This window comes from Streptomyces sp. YS-3, assembly GCF_045257485.1.
In the GTDB taxonomy this organism is placed as follows: domain Bacteria; phylum Actinomycetota; class Actinomycetes; order Streptomycetales; family Streptomycetaceae; genus Streptomyces.
Genome location: NZ_JBJHPC010000113.1, coordinates 1 through 15,569 on the forward strand (window position 1 = coordinate 1; position 15,569 = coordinate 15,569).

Annotated in this window: 14 protein-coding genes; 5 read left to right on the forward strand and 9 right to left on the reverse strand. The window is 66.8% G+C overall.

Annotated elements, in window-relative coordinates; all coding sequences use genetic code 11:
• The first annotated feature begins 102 nt into the window (after positions 1–102).
• Both ACJA3G_RS12765 and ppgK read left to right on the forward strand, forming a co-directional pair.
• Positions 103–1,092, forward strand: a complete 990-nt coding sequence (locus ACJA3G_RS12765; RefSeq protein WP_406553074.1) for a 4-hydroxy-3-methylbut-2-enyl diphosphate reductase — start codon at positions 103–105, stop codon at positions 1,090–1,092.
• A 56-nt stretch (positions 1,093–1,148) separates the two neighbouring features.
• Positions 1,149–1,889: a polyphosphate--glucose phosphotransferase gene (gene ppgK / locus ACJA3G_RS12770; RefSeq protein ID WP_406553061.1), complete on the forward strand. Its 741-nt coding sequence runs from the start codon at positions 1,149–1,151 to the stop codon at positions 1,887–1,889.
• Positions 1,890–1,993: 104 nt separating this feature from the next.
• Here the strand turns inward: ppgK and ACJA3G_RS12775 are convergent, their stop codons facing one another.
• Positions 1,994–2,593 (reverse strand): DUF6542 domain-containing protein, encoded by a 600-nt coding sequence (locus ACJA3G_RS12775; protein WP_406553062.1) that lies wholly within the window; start codon positions 2,591–2,593, stop codon positions 1,994–1,996.
• 249 nt (positions 2,594–2,842) lie between these two features.
• Between ACJA3G_RS12775 and ychF the strand changes: the two genes are divergently transcribed.
• The 3 genes from ychF (at position 2,843) to radC (ending at position 6,635) form a co-directional block, all read left to right on the forward strand.
• Entirely contained in the window at positions 2,843–3,931 is a 1,089-nt protein-coding gene (gene ychF, locus ACJA3G_RS12780; protein ID WP_406553063.1) for a redox-regulated ATPase YchF, read from the forward strand.
• 298 nt (positions 3,932–4,229) lie between these two features.
• The gene (locus tag ACJA3G_RS12785) at positions 4,230–5,951 is read left to right on the forward strand and encodes a DUF262 domain-containing protein (protein ID WP_406553064.1); all 1,722 of its coding nucleotides are present in this window, start codon (positions 4,230–4,232) and stop codon (positions 5,949–5,951) included.
• Between the two features lie 21 nt (positions 5,952–5,972).
• Positions 5,973–6,635, forward strand: a complete 663-nt coding sequence (radC, locus tag ACJA3G_RS12790; RefSeq protein ID WP_406553065.1) for a RadC family protein — start codon at positions 5,973–5,975, stop codon at positions 6,633–6,635.
• A gap of 5 nt (positions 6,636–6,640) precedes the next feature.
• On the opposite strand, the gene ACJA3G_RS12795 is transcribed toward radC, so the two are convergent.
• The 8 genes from ACJA3G_RS12795 to ACJA3G_RS12830 form a co-directional block, all read right to left on the reverse strand.
• Complete coding sequence (locus ACJA3G_RS12795; RefSeq protein WP_406553066.1) at positions 6,641–7,777, reverse strand: restriction endonuclease subunit S; 1,137 nt, start codon at positions 7,775–7,777, stop codon at positions 6,641–6,643.
• Positions 7,774–9,294: an N-6 DNA methylase gene (locus ACJA3G_RS12800; RefSeq protein WP_406553067.1), complete on the reverse strand. Its 1,521-nt coding sequence runs from the start codon at positions 9,292–9,294 to the stop codon at positions 7,774–7,776. The genes ACJA3G_RS12795 and ACJA3G_RS12800 overlap by 4 nt, the downstream gene beginning before the upstream one ends.
• A gap of 1 nt (position 9,295) precedes the next feature.
• The gene (locus ACJA3G_RS12805; protein ID WP_406553068.1) at positions 9,296–10,237 is read right to left on the reverse strand and encodes a nucleotidyl transferase AbiEii/AbiGii toxin family protein; all 942 of its coding nucleotides are present in this window, start codon (positions 10,235–10,237) and stop codon (positions 9,296–9,298) included.
• On the reverse strand, positions 10,234–10,833 hold the full coding sequence (locus tag ACJA3G_RS12810; RefSeq protein ID WP_406553069.1) for a hypothetical protein: 600 nt from the start codon (positions 10,831–10,833) through the stop codon (positions 10,234–10,236). Before ACJA3G_RS12810 ends, ACJA3G_RS12805 begins: the two co-directional genes overlap by 4 nt.
• Positions 10,834–10,936: 103 nt before the next feature.
• Positions 10,937–13,459 (reverse strand): EcoAI/FtnUII family type I restriction enzme subunit R, encoded by a 2,523-nt coding sequence (gene hsdR, locus ACJA3G_RS12815; RefSeq protein ID WP_406553070.1) that lies wholly within the window; start codon positions 13,457–13,459, stop codon positions 10,937–10,939.
• A gap of 575 nt (positions 13,460–14,034) precedes the next feature.
• Positions 14,035–14,298 carry a type II toxin-antitoxin system RelE/ParE family toxin gene (locus ACJA3G_RS12820; RefSeq protein WP_406553071.1) on the reverse strand — a complete coding sequence of 88 codons (264 nt, stop codon included), beginning with the start codon at positions 14,296–14,298 and terminating at the stop codon, positions 14,035–14,037.
• Complete coding sequence (locus ACJA3G_RS12825) at positions 14,295–14,567, reverse strand: type II toxin-antitoxin system Phd/YefM family antitoxin (RefSeq protein WP_406553072.1); 273 nt, start codon at positions 14,565–14,567, stop codon at positions 14,295–14,297. Before ACJA3G_RS12825 ends, ACJA3G_RS12820 begins: the two co-directional genes overlap by 4 nt.
• 164 nt (positions 14,568–14,731) lie before the next feature.
• Positions 14,732–15,313 carry a Uma2 family endonuclease gene (locus ACJA3G_RS12830; RefSeq protein ID WP_406553073.1) on the reverse strand — a complete coding sequence of 194 codons (582 nt, stop codon included), beginning with the start codon at positions 15,311–15,313 and terminating at the stop codon, positions 14,732–14,734.
• Between the last annotated feature and the right edge of the window lie 256 nt (positions 15,314–15,569).

A 15,569-nucleotide genomic window follows, 5' to 3' on the forward strand; every position in this document is an offset into this window, starting at 1 on the left:
CGCCCCGCCTTCCTCGCTGTGCGCACCCATGCGGCCAGTGTCGTCGGGCCGACGATCTTTGGCCCGCCGGGCAGGCCAGGGGTGTCGGACCCCGGCCGTACCATGGACCGCATGACTGCAACGCCTGCCCGCCGTGTCCTGCTCGCAGCACCCCGTGGCTACTGCGCGGGTGTGGACCGCGCCGTGATCGCCGTCGAGAAGGCCCTGGAGCAGTACGGGTCGCCGATCTACGTGCGCCACGAGATCGTCCACAACAAGTACGTCGTGCAGACGCTGGAGAAGAAGGGCGCGATCTTCGTCGAGGAGACGGCGGAGGTCCCCGAGGGCTCGATCGTCATGTTCTCGGCGCACGGCGTGGCGCCGACCGTGCACGAGGAGGCGGCCGAGCGCCGGCTCGCCACCATCGACGCGACCTGCCCCCTCGTCACCAAGGTCCACAAGGAGGCCGTGCGCTTCGCCAAGGAGGACTACGACATCCTCCTGATCGGCCACGAGGGCCACGAGGAGGTCATCGGCACCTCCGGCGAGGCCCCCGACCACATCACGCTGGTCGACGGCCCCAAGGATGTGGCGAACGTGGAGGTCCGCGACGAGTCGAAGGTCGTCTGGCTCTCCCAGACCACCCTCTCGGTCGACGAGACCATGGAGACGGTGGACGCCCTCAAGCAGAAGTTCCCGCTGCTGGTCTCCCCGCCGAGCGACGACATCTGCTACGCCACGCAGAACCGCCAGATCGCGGTGAAGCAGATGGGCGAGGACGCGGACCTGGTCATCGTCGTCGGCTCCAAGAACTCCTCGAACTCGGTCCGGCTGGTCGAGGTCGCCCTCGGCGCGGGCGCGCGCGACGCCCACCTGGTGGACTTCGCCGACGAGATCGACGAGGCGTGGCTGGAGGGCGTGACCACGGTCGGCCTCACCTCCGGCGCGTCCGTCCCCGAGGTCCTGGTCGACGGCGTCCTGGAATGGCTCGCCCGGCGCGGCTTCGAGGACGTGGAGATCGTCAAGGCGGCGGAGGAGTCGATCACGTTCTCGCTGCCGAAGGAGCTGCGCCGCGATCTGCGCGCCGAGGCCGCGGAGTTGTCCGGGAATTAGCCCTGGTCAAGCGGTTCTGTGGGTGACTGTCAGTGCCCGCCCGTAACGTGGGGTCCATGAACGTGTTCGGAGTGGACATCGGCGGGTCCGGGATCAAGGGTGCTCCCGTGGACCTGGAGCGCGGCGACCTGACCCAGGAGCGGTTCAAGGTCCTCACCCCGCACCCCGCGACGCCGGAGGCGGTGGCGGAGGGCGTCGCGGAGGTGGTCGCCCAGTTCGGCTGGTCGGGCCCGGTCGGCGTCACCTTCCCAGGTGTCGTCACGGGCAACACGATCCGCACGGCGGCCAACGTCGACAAGACCTGGATAGGCGTGGACGGCGCCCAACTGCTCACCGACCGCCTGGGCGGCCTGCCGGTGACGGTGATGAACGACGCGGACGCGGCGGGCGTGGCCGAGATGAGCTTCGGCGCGGGCCGGGGCCGCAAGGGCACGGTGATCCTGCTGACGTTCGGTACGGGCATCGGCAGCGCCCTCTTCCTCGACGGCCGCCTCGTGCCCAACACCGAGCTGGGCCACCTTGAGCTGCACGGCCACGACGCGGAGAAGCGCGCGTCGACCAAGGTCAAGGAGGACGAGGACCTCAGCTGGTCCCACTGGGCCCACCGCGTCCAGAAGTACCTGGCCCATGTGGAGATGCTGTTCTCGCCGGAGCTCTTCATCATCGGCGGCGGAGTGAGCCGCAAGGCGGAGAAGTTCCTGCCGCTGATCGAGGGGATCCGGGCGGAGATGGTCCCGGCGGAGCTGCAGAACAACGCGGGGATCGTGGGGGCGGCGATGACGGCGGCGCGGCGGTAGCCACCGGGGCGCGCCCGTGAGGGGCGCGCCCCCGTGGGAGCCGGGGAATGGCGGTGGCGGCCCCGGGCGGTGAGGCCCCGAATGACAGCGGCGTGGGGTGGTTCCTAGCGCCGGGGTCCGGGGCCGGCGGGCCGGGCGGTCCGCCGCCCCATCAGCCGCAGCTTCCGTACGCTGGCGATCACGCCCGCCACCAGCGTCCCGCCGTACAGCCAGCCCGCGTGCAGGGCGAGGGCGGTGACCACGGCCATGGCCTGGCCGCCGATGCCGCCGGAGCCGCCCGCGATGGGCACGATCCCGAACGCGAAGGCGATCGGGACGCTGATGGGGGCGCTGACCAGGTCGGCGGGGCGCACCCAGAGCGCGGTGACGGCGCTCACCGGCAGGAACAGCACCCCGTACACGGCGGGCGAGCCGTCGAAGATCAGCCAGTCCAGACAGCCGACCAGGAACATCACGGCGGCGGAGAAGAGGCCGCCGCCGAGGCTGGTGAGGCGCGGCTGGGGGAGCCGGCGCAGGGCGAGCACGAACGGCGGGGCCGGCCGGGCCGCCACCTGGTAGACGGCCGCCGCCTCCCCGGCGGGGACGGGCGGTCCGAGTGGGGCCCGGCCGGGGGTACGGCCGGGCGCGCCCGTGCCCGCGGCCGGGCCGCCGGCGGTGCGTGCTCGTTGTCCGGGCTGCGGGGTGCGCGTCCTGTATTGCTCCACCGCACCAACGTAGGTCGCAAGGGGGGAGGAACGACCTGTGGGACACGCCCTTTGGGTGACCTTGGCGTTGCGTTCGACGCGAAACCGACCCTCGGGGCGGTAGGGACGGGCCGGGCCCGGACCCGACGAGGGCCGTCGCCGACGCCACGGCGCGCCCGTAAACTGGTGAGTCGGCCCCCATCCGCGGGGGCGTCGGCCCCCGCCCCGGGGGCGGACGGACCATCACCCTCGTACCGGGAAGTCGCCAACGTGTCGCTCACGATCGGAATCGTCGGTCTGCCGAATGTCGGCAAGTCGACCCTGTTCAACGCCCTGACCAAGAACGACGTACTGGCGGCCAACTACCCGTTCGCCACCATCGAGCCGAACGTCGGCGTCGTGGGCGTCCCGGACGCCCGCCTCCACAAGCTCGCCGAGGTCTTCAGCTCGCAGCGCGTGCTCCCGGCGACGGTCGACTTCGTCGACATCGCCGGCATCGTGCGCGGCGCCAGCGAGGGCGAGGGCCTGGGCAACAAGTTCCTGGCCAACATTCGCGAGTCGGACGCGATCTGCCAGGTCATCCGCGCCTTCAAGGACGAGAACGTCGTCCACGTCGACGGCAAGGTGTCCCCGAAGGACGACATCGAGACGATCAACACCGAGCTGATCCTCGCCGACCTCCAGACCATCGAGAAGGTCCTGCCGCGCCTCCAGAAGGAGTCCCGGATCAAGAAGGACGTCGCCCCCAAGGTGGCGGCGGTCGAGGCGGCCAAGGAGATCCTGGAGAAGGGCGACACGCTCTTCTCGGCCGGGATCGTCCAGGGCTCGGAGAAGGCGGAGCTCCTCCACGACCTGCACCTCCTCACGGCGAAGCCGTTCCTCTACGTCTTCAACGTCGACGAGGACGAGCTCACCGACGACGCCTTCAAGGCCGAGCAGCGCGCCCTGGTGGCCCCCGCCGAGGCGATCTTCCTCAACGCCAAGCTGGAGCAGGACCTCGCCGAGCTCGACGAGGCGGACGCGCTGGAGCTCCTTCAGTCCGTCGGCGCCGAGGAGCCGGGCCTGGCCACGCTGGCCCGCGTCGGCTTCGCCACCCTCGGCCTCCAGACGTACCTGACGGCCGGCCCGAAGGAAGCGCGCGCCTGGACCATCAAGAAGGGCGCGACGGCCCCCGAGGCGGCCGGTGTCATCCACACCGACTTCCAGAAGGGCTTCATCAAGGCGGAGGTCATCTCCTTCCACGACCTCATCGAAACCGGCTCGGTCGCCGAGGCCCGCGCGAAGGGGAAGGCGCGGATGGAGGGCAAGGAGTATGTGATGCAGGACGGGGACGTGGTGGAGTTCCGCTTCAATGTGTAGCGGCTGACATATCACCACGTCACTGATCTGGCAAACATGCAGGCCAGGTGGGGCCCGATCCTTCGGGATTGGGCCCCTTGTTTTTCCCGTGCTGGATCGGTGCTGGATAATAATCTGACCCCTCGTCACCTCTCATATCCGTACCGTGCTGGATTCGTGCTGGGTGTCTGTATGGCACGCCGGCCCGCGGTGGGCTGCGTCCCTGTGCTGGTCCTCCGACGTGGTCGGCGGATTGTCAGTGCTGCCTTCTAGGATCGTCTCGACAGCTGGCGAGCAGACACAGCAGTGGAGGGGCGGAATGGGGTCATCTCAGGGGTTCGGGCGCGTCACAGCGCCCGAACCGACGATTGTGCCGATCTCGACGCTCGCACACCGCGTGCTGTCCGGGGAGATCGTTCTGCCGAAGTACCAGCGGGCGTTCGTCTGGGAGCCGGAGCAGGTGCTCTATCTGCTGGACTCGGTCCGCCGGAACTACCCCATCGGCAGTCTGTTGATGTGGCGTACATCCGACCGGAAGCTGGCCAGCGGTCACGAGATCGCAGGGCTGACTGCTGCCCCGCCGGTTTCCGGGTCTCCGGTGCAGTACGTCATCGACGGCCAGCAGCGGTTGGCGAGCATCGTGGGCGCGATGCACGGCGAGGGGGCGCGGTGGAATATCGGATTCGACCTGGCTCGTGAGGAGTTCCTGTACCTCACGGAGGAGACCCCGGCTGGTGCGCATGTCATTCCCATACGCGATTTGGACTCGGCCAGCTCGATGATGGCTTGGGTGATGCGAGACAAGCCGGCGGAAGAACACGTCGGGCGGGCCCAAGCCCTCAGCGACCAGTTCCGCGGTTATCAGGTACCGGTAGTAACCATGCTCGAGGTCACGGAAGAGGACTCCGCCCGTATCTTCGAGCGGATCAACAGCACGGGTACACGGATGGATATCGTCGACCTGGTGCGCGCGGGCACCTGGTCGAAGGACTTCGATCTCAAGGAGGAGATCGAGCAGCTGCTGCGGGTTCTCGACCGGAAGCGGTACGGCCGGGTTGACACCAAGACGATGCTCCGCACAATCTCCGCAGCTGCTGGCCTGGGGTTCTCCACGAAGTCCATTCAGGACCTGCGGCGTCTCGACCGCGCGGAGTTGCAGGACGCCGTGAGCGAGGCGGGCAAAGCCGCCGCTCGGGCGGTCGATTTCCTCTACACACAGATCCGCACTCCTCGCGCCGAGGCTCTGCCGTACTACAACCAGTTCGCGGTCCTGGTGGAGCTGTTCCGACGGCTCCCGAAGCCGTCCGCCGATCAGTACGCGGCGATCGCCCGGTGGTTCTGGCTGACGGCGAGCAGCGAGTACTTCAAGGGCTGGCGCGAGTCTCAGATGACGGCGGACCTCGACGCAGTGAGCGCCTTCGCTGATGGCCAGGTGACGGAGATCGAGACGGGGGCGGCGCTGCCGCGCGACGTGCTCTGGCAGCGGACCCAGTTTTCCCGTGCCAACGCGCCGACCAAGCTGCACGTTCTGCTCATGTCGTACGAGAAGCCGGTGGACCTCAACACCGGGCAGGCCATCGACACTGACAAGGCGCTGGCCGGGCAGAACGACAAGCAGTTCCACCACTTTTTCCCGCGCGCCTTTTTGAAGCGACGCGGAGTGAGCGCGGCTCGGGCGAACGTGTGCGGAAACCTGATCATGTTGAGCGCGATCACCAATAACAACGTCTCCGATTCTCCGCCCTCCGTGTATCTGCGGGACCTGGTCGACTGGCACGGTGAGGACACGCTGCGCGCTCGGTTGCGAACGTGTCTCATCGAGGAGGATGCCTACCAGGCCGCGCTGCGCGATGACTACGACGGCTTCCTGAAGGCTCGCTCGCGGACTCTGCACGCGCGTCTGATCGACCTGATCGGATCGGCGGCCGAGGGTGGCGATGGCTCAAGGCCGGACGTCACGTCGATGGGCGCAGAGGAGTCCGAGGAGCCCGCCCCCGTACCTGACGACGCGGAGCCGTTCGACCGCGACTCGGTTGACTAGCCGGGCCTGATCGGCATGCGCATGAGGGAGGTCCCCGCGCAGGATCGGCCACGAGAACGGCTGCTCGACCGGGGTGCAGAGGCGCTGTCCGACCGGGAGCTTCTCGCATTGCTGCTGGGGGCGGGCCTGGCCGGCCAAGACGCCGTGGAACTGGCGGGACGGCTGATCGCCCGGCACGGTGGGCTGCACGCGCTCTCGCGTGTCCCTGCCCATGAGCTCGTTGCCGGTCTACCGGGAGTGGGCCCGGCGAAGGCGGCGCGGGTCGCGGCGGCGTTCCAGTTGGGACGGCGGGTTGCGGTCCAGCAGGCTCCCGGCCTGCGGCGAATTTCCGGCTCTGCCGACCTGGCAGCTGTCGCGAGCCCTCTCCTCCGTGGCTTGCGCCATGAACGCGCGGTTCTGGTGACCTGCGATGGGACGGGCGCGGTCCTCCGTACCTCCGTCCTCACCGACGGCGCGTCCGACCGCACTCTCGTCCCGGTCCGTGACACCCTCGCCCGCGTTCTCGCCCTCGGCGGTGCCGCGTTCGGCGTCGCCCACAACCACCCAACCGGCCGCCTGAAACCGAGCGATGCCGACCGCCTCACGACTTCCCGCCTTGCGGCGGGGGCGGAGGCGGTCGGTCTGCGCTTCCTCGACCACGTGGTGGTCACGGATGCGGGATGGCGGCGAGTCCCACCCGATTGACTCGCCTACAGGCGCCCGGAGAAGGCGGCGTCGAGCAGCCCTTTACGCAGCACCTCCAGGTCGGCGATCTGCTGGGCGCCGGCCTCGGCGACCCGTCGGGCGAGCGTGAGGCGTTCCCCGATGCGGCGCTGTTCCTCCAGCGGAGGCAGCGGGACCTCCGCGGAGAGCAGGGTGGTGGGGGTGGTGCGCTTTCGTCGCACCATCGAGCCGCGAGGCGTCAGCCTGGACCACAGTTCCGGCCACGCGAGGAGGTGCCCGATGTACTCGGGGTCCGCGGTCTCGGTGTTTAGGCTGAAAACCGGGTACTCGGGCGAGACGTAGGTACCCGAGAAGCTCTCGTCGACGACAGCCAGCGCTCCTTCCCATGCGTTCAGCTTGCTCATTACGACTTGGCCCTTACGCAGGCGCGCGAATCGCGGGTACGCGGTCTCGGAGCCCTGAATGACGGGACGCTTGATGAGCCCCTTGCCGAAGCTGTAGATGCCGGTGACGGCGTACTTCTCGTCGGACGAGACGTCGACAAAGTCCTGGTCGACGCGAAGAGCGGAGCTGAGGGCCGCAACCCGGTCCACAGACCGGAGCAGCGAATCTGCGTGCTGTCGCACGAGCGCGTCCGACTCCTTCTTCAGCTGCACCGCTCGGGCAATACTGCCCATCGTCGCATCCAGCTTGTCGGCAATGCGGCGTTGCTCGACCAAGTCGGGCAGTGGGATCTGGCTGCTGAGAAATCGTTCGGGCTTTACTCGTTGCCGCCGAGACCCCATGCCCGAGGCTTCCTTGCTCAGCGCAGCGTGGAAGCTGGGCCAGGTCACATAGTGTCGTACGTATCCCGGATCGAGCTTTGTGTCGTCGAATTCGAATGTCGGGAACTCATGTGAGACGTGAACTCCGTCAAACTCATCCGGAACGTATGCGACGGCTCCTTCCCAGCCGAAGAGCTTGCTGTACACGATTTGACCGGATCGCAGGCGATTGTATTGACGGTAATTGGTCTCCGAACCGAAAATTACGGGTCGGCGAAACAGACCGCGCGCATAGCTGTAAAGCCCCGCCGTTTCGTATTGTGCGTCCTCATCGACCGTGACAACGTCCTTGGCAGGCGTTAGTACCTCGCCTAGAACCACAACTGGATATTTGGTCATGACGACGTCTCCCTGAGCCCCGCCTTGAGTCCCTGCAGCAGCTCCAGGATCTCTTCCTCCGTCTTGACCAGCTCGTCCACCAGCTCCTCAGGAGTGCGGTGTGCCAGCTCGTCGCCGATGTGCGGGTTGGCACGGTCGAGGTTGTAGCCGTCGGCGATGATCTCCGCCGCCGCGACCGACCACGCGCGCTCCCCGGCCTCGCGGCCTTCGCGCGCCTTGCCGCCCCACCAGGCCACGCAGTCGTCGTACTCCTCCAGTCGCTGCGGCTTCGTCTTGGTGTAGCCGCGGCGGCCCTCCGGTGGCGGAATCTCGTAGAACCAGACGTCCCGCGTGGGGCCGGTCTTCTCGAAGAAGAGGATGTTGGACGGGATCTGGGTGTAGGGCGCGAAGACGCCCTGCGGAAGGCGGACGACGGTGTGCAGGTTGCACTCCTTCATCAGCTTCTTCTTGATCTTTGCGCCGATCGAATTATCGCCGGAAGCGAAGAGTGAACCGTTCGGCAGGACGATGGCGCACCGGCCGCCTAGCTTCAGCTGGTCCAGGATCGAGTACAGGAACAGCCAGGCCGTCTCCTGTGTCTGGAAAGAGGACGGGAAGGCCGTCACGACCGAGGACTCCTCCTCCCCGCCGAACGGCGGGTTGGTGAGGACGACATCGACCTTGTCTGCCGCCTGCGAGTTCCGCATAGTGAGGAGTGCGTTCTCGCGCCGGAGGCGGGGGGCATGAACTCCGTGGAGGAGCAAGTTCATTGAGGCCAGCAGATACGGCAACGGCTTCTTCTCGATGCCCTTGAGATTCGCGTGAAGCTCAAGCTGCTCCGTCTCGGTCTTGACCCTCCCCTCCAGTTCCTCGTACGCCTGCACCAGGAATCCGCCGGTCCCGCAGGCCGGGTCGAGGATCGTTTCGCCGAGTTCGAGGAACGACTGCCGTACCATGAAGCGGTTCACGGGACGCGGGGTGTAGAACTCGCCGGAGTCGCCGGCCGCGTCGCGCATCTCCCGCAGGATCGACTCGTACACGAACGCCATGGTGTGGATGTCGTCGTGCGAGATGAAGTGGATCTGGTTGACGATGTTCACGAGGTCGCGCAGCAGCGTGCCCGACTGCATGCGGTTGACGACGTCCTTGAAGATCAACGAGATGACGTTGCGCGGGTCCTCCGCCCCTCGGTCGGCCTCTCCATCCAGGCCCGCCAGGTAGGGGATCAGCTCGTCGTTGACGAAGGTCTTCAGCTCATTGCTGCTGAGGTCCTTGTCCGTCGCCCAGTCCGTCCAACGGTATGGCTTTTCGATCGCCCGGCGGTATCCGCCCGGGTCCAGCGCCTCTCCCTCCTCCTCGACGCGCTCCTCGAATGCTTTGAGGAACAGGAGCCAGGACAGCTGCGGCAACCGATCCAGGTCACCGTTCATGCCGGCGTCCTTGCGCATGGTGTCGCGCGCGGACTTGATCAGGGACGCGAGGCGAACCTGAGTGGTGACGGGTGCCTTCTCCGCCGCTTTCTTTCTGGTAGCTGCCATGTCAGTTCAGTTGGTCCTTCTGCTTGTTCAGTCTCGGAAATGCGGTGTCTCCGTCGCCCGTCCCTACGTCCCCGGCAAGCGTCCGGGCCCACAGCTCGCGGACCAAGGCCATCGCGGCGTCGAGAGTCGGTGGAATGCCGGTCGCCAACTCCTCGGCAATCTCCGGATAGTCGTCCCGCCACCGCGGCGGCGGGTCAGGAAGCACGAGGGGAACCTCGTGCGTGGCCCGTACCGTAAACACGTGTCGCACGGCCTTCAACAGGTCCACGTCGCCGGAGAGCCCGCTCTCGATCAGGAGTACGAGGTCCACCAGATCCTTGACCCGGGTATTGGGCCGATCGCCGTAGTCGCGGGTGAGCGCGTGGAGCTTCTCTGCAAAGTGCTGGCGCCGGTCGACCGCCTCGATCGCCCGCGGCGGCGCCCCGGCGAACTCCAGTGTGTTGGGAAGGGGTAGGCGCTCAGTGAGCGTGATTTCCTTGCCACGATCGACCACGTCAACTCTGACACCGGCGAAGACCTTCCCCGCCAGGTGCGCTTCGACGGAGGAGCGCCACCCACCCCGTCCGGCGACGTCCGCCCTCAGGGCCGCCGGTGCGGCGACACGAAACCGGAATCCGTCGGCGTCAAGGTCGCAATCCAGAGCCTCGATGAGCAGGTCGCGGACCGCATCCCCGTCAAGACATACGCCGACCGGTTCAGGCCGTACGGCCAGGTCGAGGTCCTTGGTGGTACGCGCGCGCCCGATGAAGCGGAACTCCATGACGGCACCGCCTTTCAGCACCCACCCGCCTGCGCGGTCCTCGGCTAGCCGCGCCGCGAGGCGGTCGAAGACGACCAGCCGTCGGCGTCGAGCCAGGTCCGCGCCGGTCTCGGCGGCCTCCTGTTTGAGTCGCGCCTCCAGCGCTCTCCTCAGGTCCGCCGCATCCCGGTACCGTCCGGTCATGAGAGAGCTCCGAGTGCGCGTTCGACCCCCAGCTCGGAACGTGGTCCGCAGAGCTGGGCTGCGTGCAGCAACTTTCGACGGGTGATCATTCCGCGCTCCAGGGCTTCGGACACCGCGGATTCGAGCACGTCTTGGTCCTCCCCGTCGGCAGCAGCCTCCGCCAGCGCCCTCAGCGGCGTCGTCACCCGGTACCCGGTACGCCCTTCACTGTCTCCATCGGCGAGGTCGGCATGGTGCAGGATCACCGCGTCCGTGGTCTGTCGGAAGGCGCGCGGCACGGTGAGATGGATGCGGGAGGGGTTGGCCACGCCCAGATCATGGGCCGCCAGCGCGCTGGCGTGGGAGATCACCGCGCGTCCCCTGCTCCACAGCGACCAGCGGACGAACTGCTCGTCGCCTTCGCTCGGAAGGTCCGCGAACTCGCGGAAGCGGTAGATGGCCCGGTCGACCGAGAGCCAGTTGCCGTGCTGCGCGTGGTAACGCTGGGCCTGGTACGAGTACCCCGCCCCACGGGCCTGAGCGGCGGTGAAGTACCCCCGCTGTCCGGCGGCGATCCGCCAGAGCGTAGCCCGGGTGTCCGTACGATCTCTGAGCACCTCTCCAGCGTACAGGAATGAAAACACAAAGCTGGCTTTACTTCGATGCGCCGTGTCAACATCAAAGTAAAGCCAGTTTATATTTCTGCGCTTCGCCCCCAGGTCAGACCGCGGTGAGTAGTCGGGCCGCCAGATCGTCGATGGCCTGATGTGCTTTCCCCGGCTCTCCGAATCGGCTGGTCAGCTCCGCCACCCTTCCCATCTCGGTGAATGGCGGAACCCTGAGCGTCTCCACCTTCAGTTGCGGAGACCCTGACTCCTCGAACTTGAGGAGCATCGCTTCGAGTACCTCCCTGGCCCGATCCCCGAAGGAGTCCAGGAACTCCGCGTGCTCCCGGCGGAACCACGTCAGCCGTTCGTCCCGGCTCACGACGGCGAGCCCCTCCCAGGCCACGGACACCAGCAGGTCCACGGGGTCCACCTCCCGCATACCCAACTCCTCAGGCAGACGTTCCACGTCGATCTGTGCCGACTTCAGCGCCGCCATCAGAGCGGCACGGCTCTTTGCCTGCGCCCACTGAGTGCGCAACTGGGCCGGATCGAGATCGAGTTCCAGCACCCGGTCGTGCACCCACTGCTGCACGGTCACTAGTTGGAGCCGTTTTCCGTCGTCCTTGAGGATGTACCGCAGCTCACCCACCTTGTAGACATCGACACCCTTGACCGTGAACCGGTTCCTGGAGCGGGAAAGAATCCTGTCAATCTCCTCGTCGTCGGTGATGTCGCCGTCCTGTGCTCCGGCCGCGGAATCGCCATCGGCGTCGAAAACGCCGCCGTCCTGCTGGGTGTACTCCGCCTGCGGCTCAGCGGCGGACTCGGCATCCGCATCCGGCCCGGACTCAGGCGCAGGGGTGAGATCCTCCGAGTCCACCACCTCGCCCTGATCGTCGGTCCAGTCCCGGACCACCTTGAGCGGCGGTCCGTCGAAGGCCGCATCGTCGAAGAGTCGCGACGCCTCGACGAAGTCGATGATGTCGAACGACTCTTTGCCGATCTCTGGGCAAAGTCGGGTGCCTCTGCCGATGACCTGCTTGAACTCAGGCATGGAGGCCATACGCCGAAACAGCACCACATTCCGCACCGGCGGCATGTCCACTCCCGTCGACAGCAGCTTCGACGTAACCGCGATGACTGGCTCGTTGCTGTCCGCCTTGCGGAACTCCTCGAGCGCCTCGCCACCGTGCGAACCGTCGTCTCCGACGATGCGTCGCACGAAGTCAGGGAGCGCTGCGACCTCCTCGGGGGCGGCATTGAACAACGCGGTTCGCATGCGGGCCGCGTGATCGTTGTTCTCGCAGAAGACGAGGGTTTTGCCGAGCTGCCCCTCCTCGGCCGTGGCGCGCAGATGGTCGAGGAGGTACCGCGCCGCCAACTCGGTTCGCTCGAGGATCACCATGACGCGTTCGTAGTCCTTGGGGCCGTAGAGATCGTCAGGGATCTCCCGGTCGTAGATGTCCTTCTCTCCCGGCCGCGGCCGGTAGCCCTCCACGTCCACGTTCAGTCGGACCCTGCGCAGTCGGTACGGCGAGAGGAATCCGTCCTCGATGCCGTCCTTCAGTGAGTACGTGAAGATGGGGTTGCCGAAGTACTCGTACGTGTCGGTCTTCCGTTTGTCGTCGGCGACCGGCGTGGCTGTGAGGCCGATCTGCACAGCCGGCGAGAAGTGTTGGAGGATCCTCCGCCAGCGACCGTCACTGGCGGCGCTCCCCCGGTGGCACTCGTCCACGATGACGATGTCGAAGTAGTCCTTCGGGTACTCCCGGTAGAGCTCCTCTCCAGGCGCACCCTGCTCCAGGGTCTGGTAGAGGGCGAAGTAGACCTTCCGTCCGCGCTTGGCCTCGCCTCCCGTGATCTTGTGGACATCGTCTTTCCCGAACACTTCCTGGAAGTAACGGTCTTTGGGATCGTCGACGAGCATGTTGCGGTCCGCGAGGTACAGCACACGTGGCTTCCGGCCGCCGAATACCTCGGGCGTGTTCATCAGCCGAGCCACCAACTGGAGCGCGAGCATGGTCTTGCCCGTGCCCGTCGCCAAGACGAGCAAGATACGACGCTCGTCGCGGGCCAGAGCGGCCAAGGCCCTTGTCACGGCCACCCGCTGGTAGTAGCGCGGCCGCTGAGATGTGCTGTCGGAGTTGCGCAGCGTGTAGTCGTACGGGGTCGAGAGGAGTCGCTCGCCGAGAGGTGTGTCACTAACACCCTGGTCCTGAAGGAACCGCCCCCAAAGCTCCTGCGGTGAGGGGAACTCCTGGATGTCCCGGATCACCGGCTGCTTCGGGTTGCTGAAGTCGATCTCCACGATGTCATGGCCGTTGGTGGCGTAGGCGAATCTCAGCCCCAACTTGCGCGCGTACCGCCGTGCCTGCTCGACCCCGTTCTCTGCGCTGAGCCGGTATCGCTTGGCCTCCACCACGGCGATCGGAACGTCCGCGACGTACTCCAGGACGTAGTCGGCGACCAGCGGCCTTCCCTTGCGGTGACGCCTCTTGGTCGGCACGAGTTGCCCGTTGTTGATCCCGTACTGGGACCTGATCTGCCGGGTGGCCCACCCGGAGGCCGCGAGTGCCGGAAGGACGAACCGCTTGCACGTCTCGTCCTCGGTCAACTGATTCGAACCGAAGGTCATGGGGTCAGGTTTACTGCATGTCTCTGACGGTTGAACCGGGAGAGCAGAATCAGCCACCACTCCGGCCGGTTTTCCTCTGGATTGCCAGCTCGGTAGCCCTACGAGAGCCCGTGGCCGGGCTGATCGACGGTCCGCGAGGGCTTCCGCACTCGTTGCGGCACCTCACCGCTTCGGCTGCGTTGGCAAACGGTGCCTTGTTCCACGAGGTCTCTCGGTGGCTCGGTCACAAGCCGACCAAGGTGACTGCGGACAACCACAGCCCTCTGATCCCCAAGGCATGGGACCGTCGCGCCCGACCGTGGCAGACTCGGAGTCACTTCGTCCGTAGCGTGACGGGCTGGATGTGCTGGATAGGTTTCGACGGTGCTGGATGGGTGCTGGATGCCCGCGCATTTCTGCAGGTCAAAGCCTCGTCGTGGAGTTCCGGTTCAACGTGTGAGCGGATGAATCAACACCACGTTGCTCAACGTGGTGTTACACGCAGCTCAGAAGGGGTCGGACTCGCGAGAGGTCGACCCCTTCGTCCATCCCGTGCCGGACCGGTGCTGAAGATGCTGACTTGACGTCAGGCGTACTCAGGTGTCGTACACAGTGGAGCGATGCCCGAGGTGCACGACCCACACCACCAGCACGCCGTTGTCGATCGTGTAGATCACGCGGTAGTCGCCCGCCTGTAGGCGGCGGCGGTCGGGTTGCGAAACGAGGGCTGTGGTGTTGAACCCGAGCGGGTCACTCTCCAGCTCGGTCAGTTTGGCGAGGATGCGCAGCGCCATGTCGCGGGGGACCTTGCGGAGCTCGGCCTGTGCCTCGGGTCGGAAGGCGGTGCGGTATTCACTCACTGCGCGCCACGCGCCAACGTCTCCCTCATTACGTCCTCGATCGGGATGCCGGGTGCCGGATTCGCCATGCGTTCGTCGATGATCCGGTTGATCTCGCGCTCTTCCCATTCCTGGTACCTGCGCAGCACTTCGATCGACACCACGGCGGCGACTTCCTTGCCCCGGCGTGTGATCACTGTGGGCACGTCGTCGCGATCGGCGCGCTCCACGACCTCCGCCAGGTGCGCCCGGACATCGCGGATGGACTCTGTGGGCAGCGACTGCGTCATGCGCCCAAGCGTACCGAGTGTCGCATGTGTACACAACGGCTCGGTGTTGCTTGGAGGGGTGGGGTAAGCCGCCACCGTGCTGGAACTGTGCCGGACCCGATCAGGGCAGGACTCCCCGGAGTCGTGCCCCTTCCGCGCTCCAGTGCTGACGTGGTGCCGGCCCTTCAGCTGCTTCGGGGCGGTATCAGCTTGTCCAGATCGAGGCTGATCTCGAAGGGCACCGGGCGCTGGAGGGTGCCCCGGAAGATCCCGGCGGGCGCGTAGACCCCGGTCGGTTCGTCGAGCTCATAGACGTGCACGACGGGTGCGCCGTCCTCGTCCTCGATGCACCAGTAGTGAGGGATGCCGGCCTCCGCATACTTGCGGAGCTTTACTGTGCGATCGCGATGGGCGGACTCGGGTGACACAGCCTCCACGACGAGCTTCACGGCCTCCGGCGCGTACCAGGTGCGGTCGGGGTCGTAGGGCAGGTCGGTCAGCAGGAGGTCCGGCTCGGGGCGGTTGCGGGCATCCAGGCGGATCGTCATCTCGCGCTCGACCTCGAAACCTGCCGGCGCCTGCGCCATGAGCGTGGTGGTCAGGGCCGTGACGAGGCGGCCATGCCAGGACCGCTGGGGCGACATCATGAATACGAGGGCTCCGTCGATCAGCTCGGTGTGGCGCGGCGCTTCCGGGAGGCGGTCCAGGTCCTCCGCGAACCAGCCTTCCGCGCGCGGCGGGCGCATCCAGTCGGGCAGTGCGGTCATGGCTTCACGGTAGCGCCCTGCGGCTCACGCCGATGAGCGAACGGTCCCGGCGAGTGGGCGTTCCGGCGACCCGCCACGCTGGCCCGCGTCGGCTTCTACAGTCGGGGCGCGGCTCGGTATCGCTACGGACCACCGTGCTCGCGAACCGGCCGGCCGAGTTGGTCCGAGGGGTCTCTCATGACCCCGGCTGTGATCGAATTCCCCCGTGACCGTGACCGAGATCGCGACCCAGACCGTGACCCAGACCCCCTTCCCC

Bases quoted from the DNA above. Each gene is read 5' to 3' on its own strand.
- radC (WP_406553065.1), top strand. From the start codon at position 5,973: ATGAGGGAGGTCCCCGCGCAGGATCGGCCACGAGAACGGCTGCTCGAC.
- ppgK (WP_406553061.1), top strand. From the start codon at position 1,149: ATGAACGTGTTCGGAGTGGACATCGGCGGGTCCGGGATCAAGGGTGCT.
- hsdR (WP_406553070.1), bottom strand. From the start codon at position 13,459: ATGACCTTCGGTTCGAATCAGTTGACCGAGGACGAGACGTGCAAGCGG.
- ACJA3G_RS12805 (WP_406553068.1), bottom strand. From the start codon at position 10,237: ATGACCGGACGGTACCGGGATGCGGCGGACCTGAGGAGAGCGCTGGAG.
- ACJA3G_RS12765 (WP_406553074.1), top strand. From the start codon at position 103: ATGGACCGCATGACTGCAACGCCTGCCCGCCGTGTCCTGCTCGCAGCA.
- ACJA3G_RS12825 (WP_406553072.1), bottom strand. From the start codon at position 14,567: ATGACGCAGTCGCTGCCCACAGAGTCCATCCGCGATGTCCGGGCGCAC.
- ACJA3G_RS12795 (WP_406553066.1), bottom strand. From the start codon at position 7,777: ATGACCAAATATCCAGTTGTGGTTCTAGGCGAGGTACTAACGCCTGCC.
- ACJA3G_RS12785 (WP_406553064.1), top strand. From the start codon at position 4,230: ATGGGGTCATCTCAGGGGTTCGGGCGCGTCACAGCGCCCGAACCGACG.
- ACJA3G_RS12800 (WP_406553067.1), bottom strand. From the start codon at position 9,294: ATGGCAGCTACCAGAAAGAAAGCGGCGGAGAAGGCACCCGTCACCACT.
- ACJA3G_RS12830 (WP_406553073.1), bottom strand. From the start codon at position 15,313: ATGACCGCACTGCCCGACTGGATGCGCCCGCCGCGCGCGGAAGGCTGG.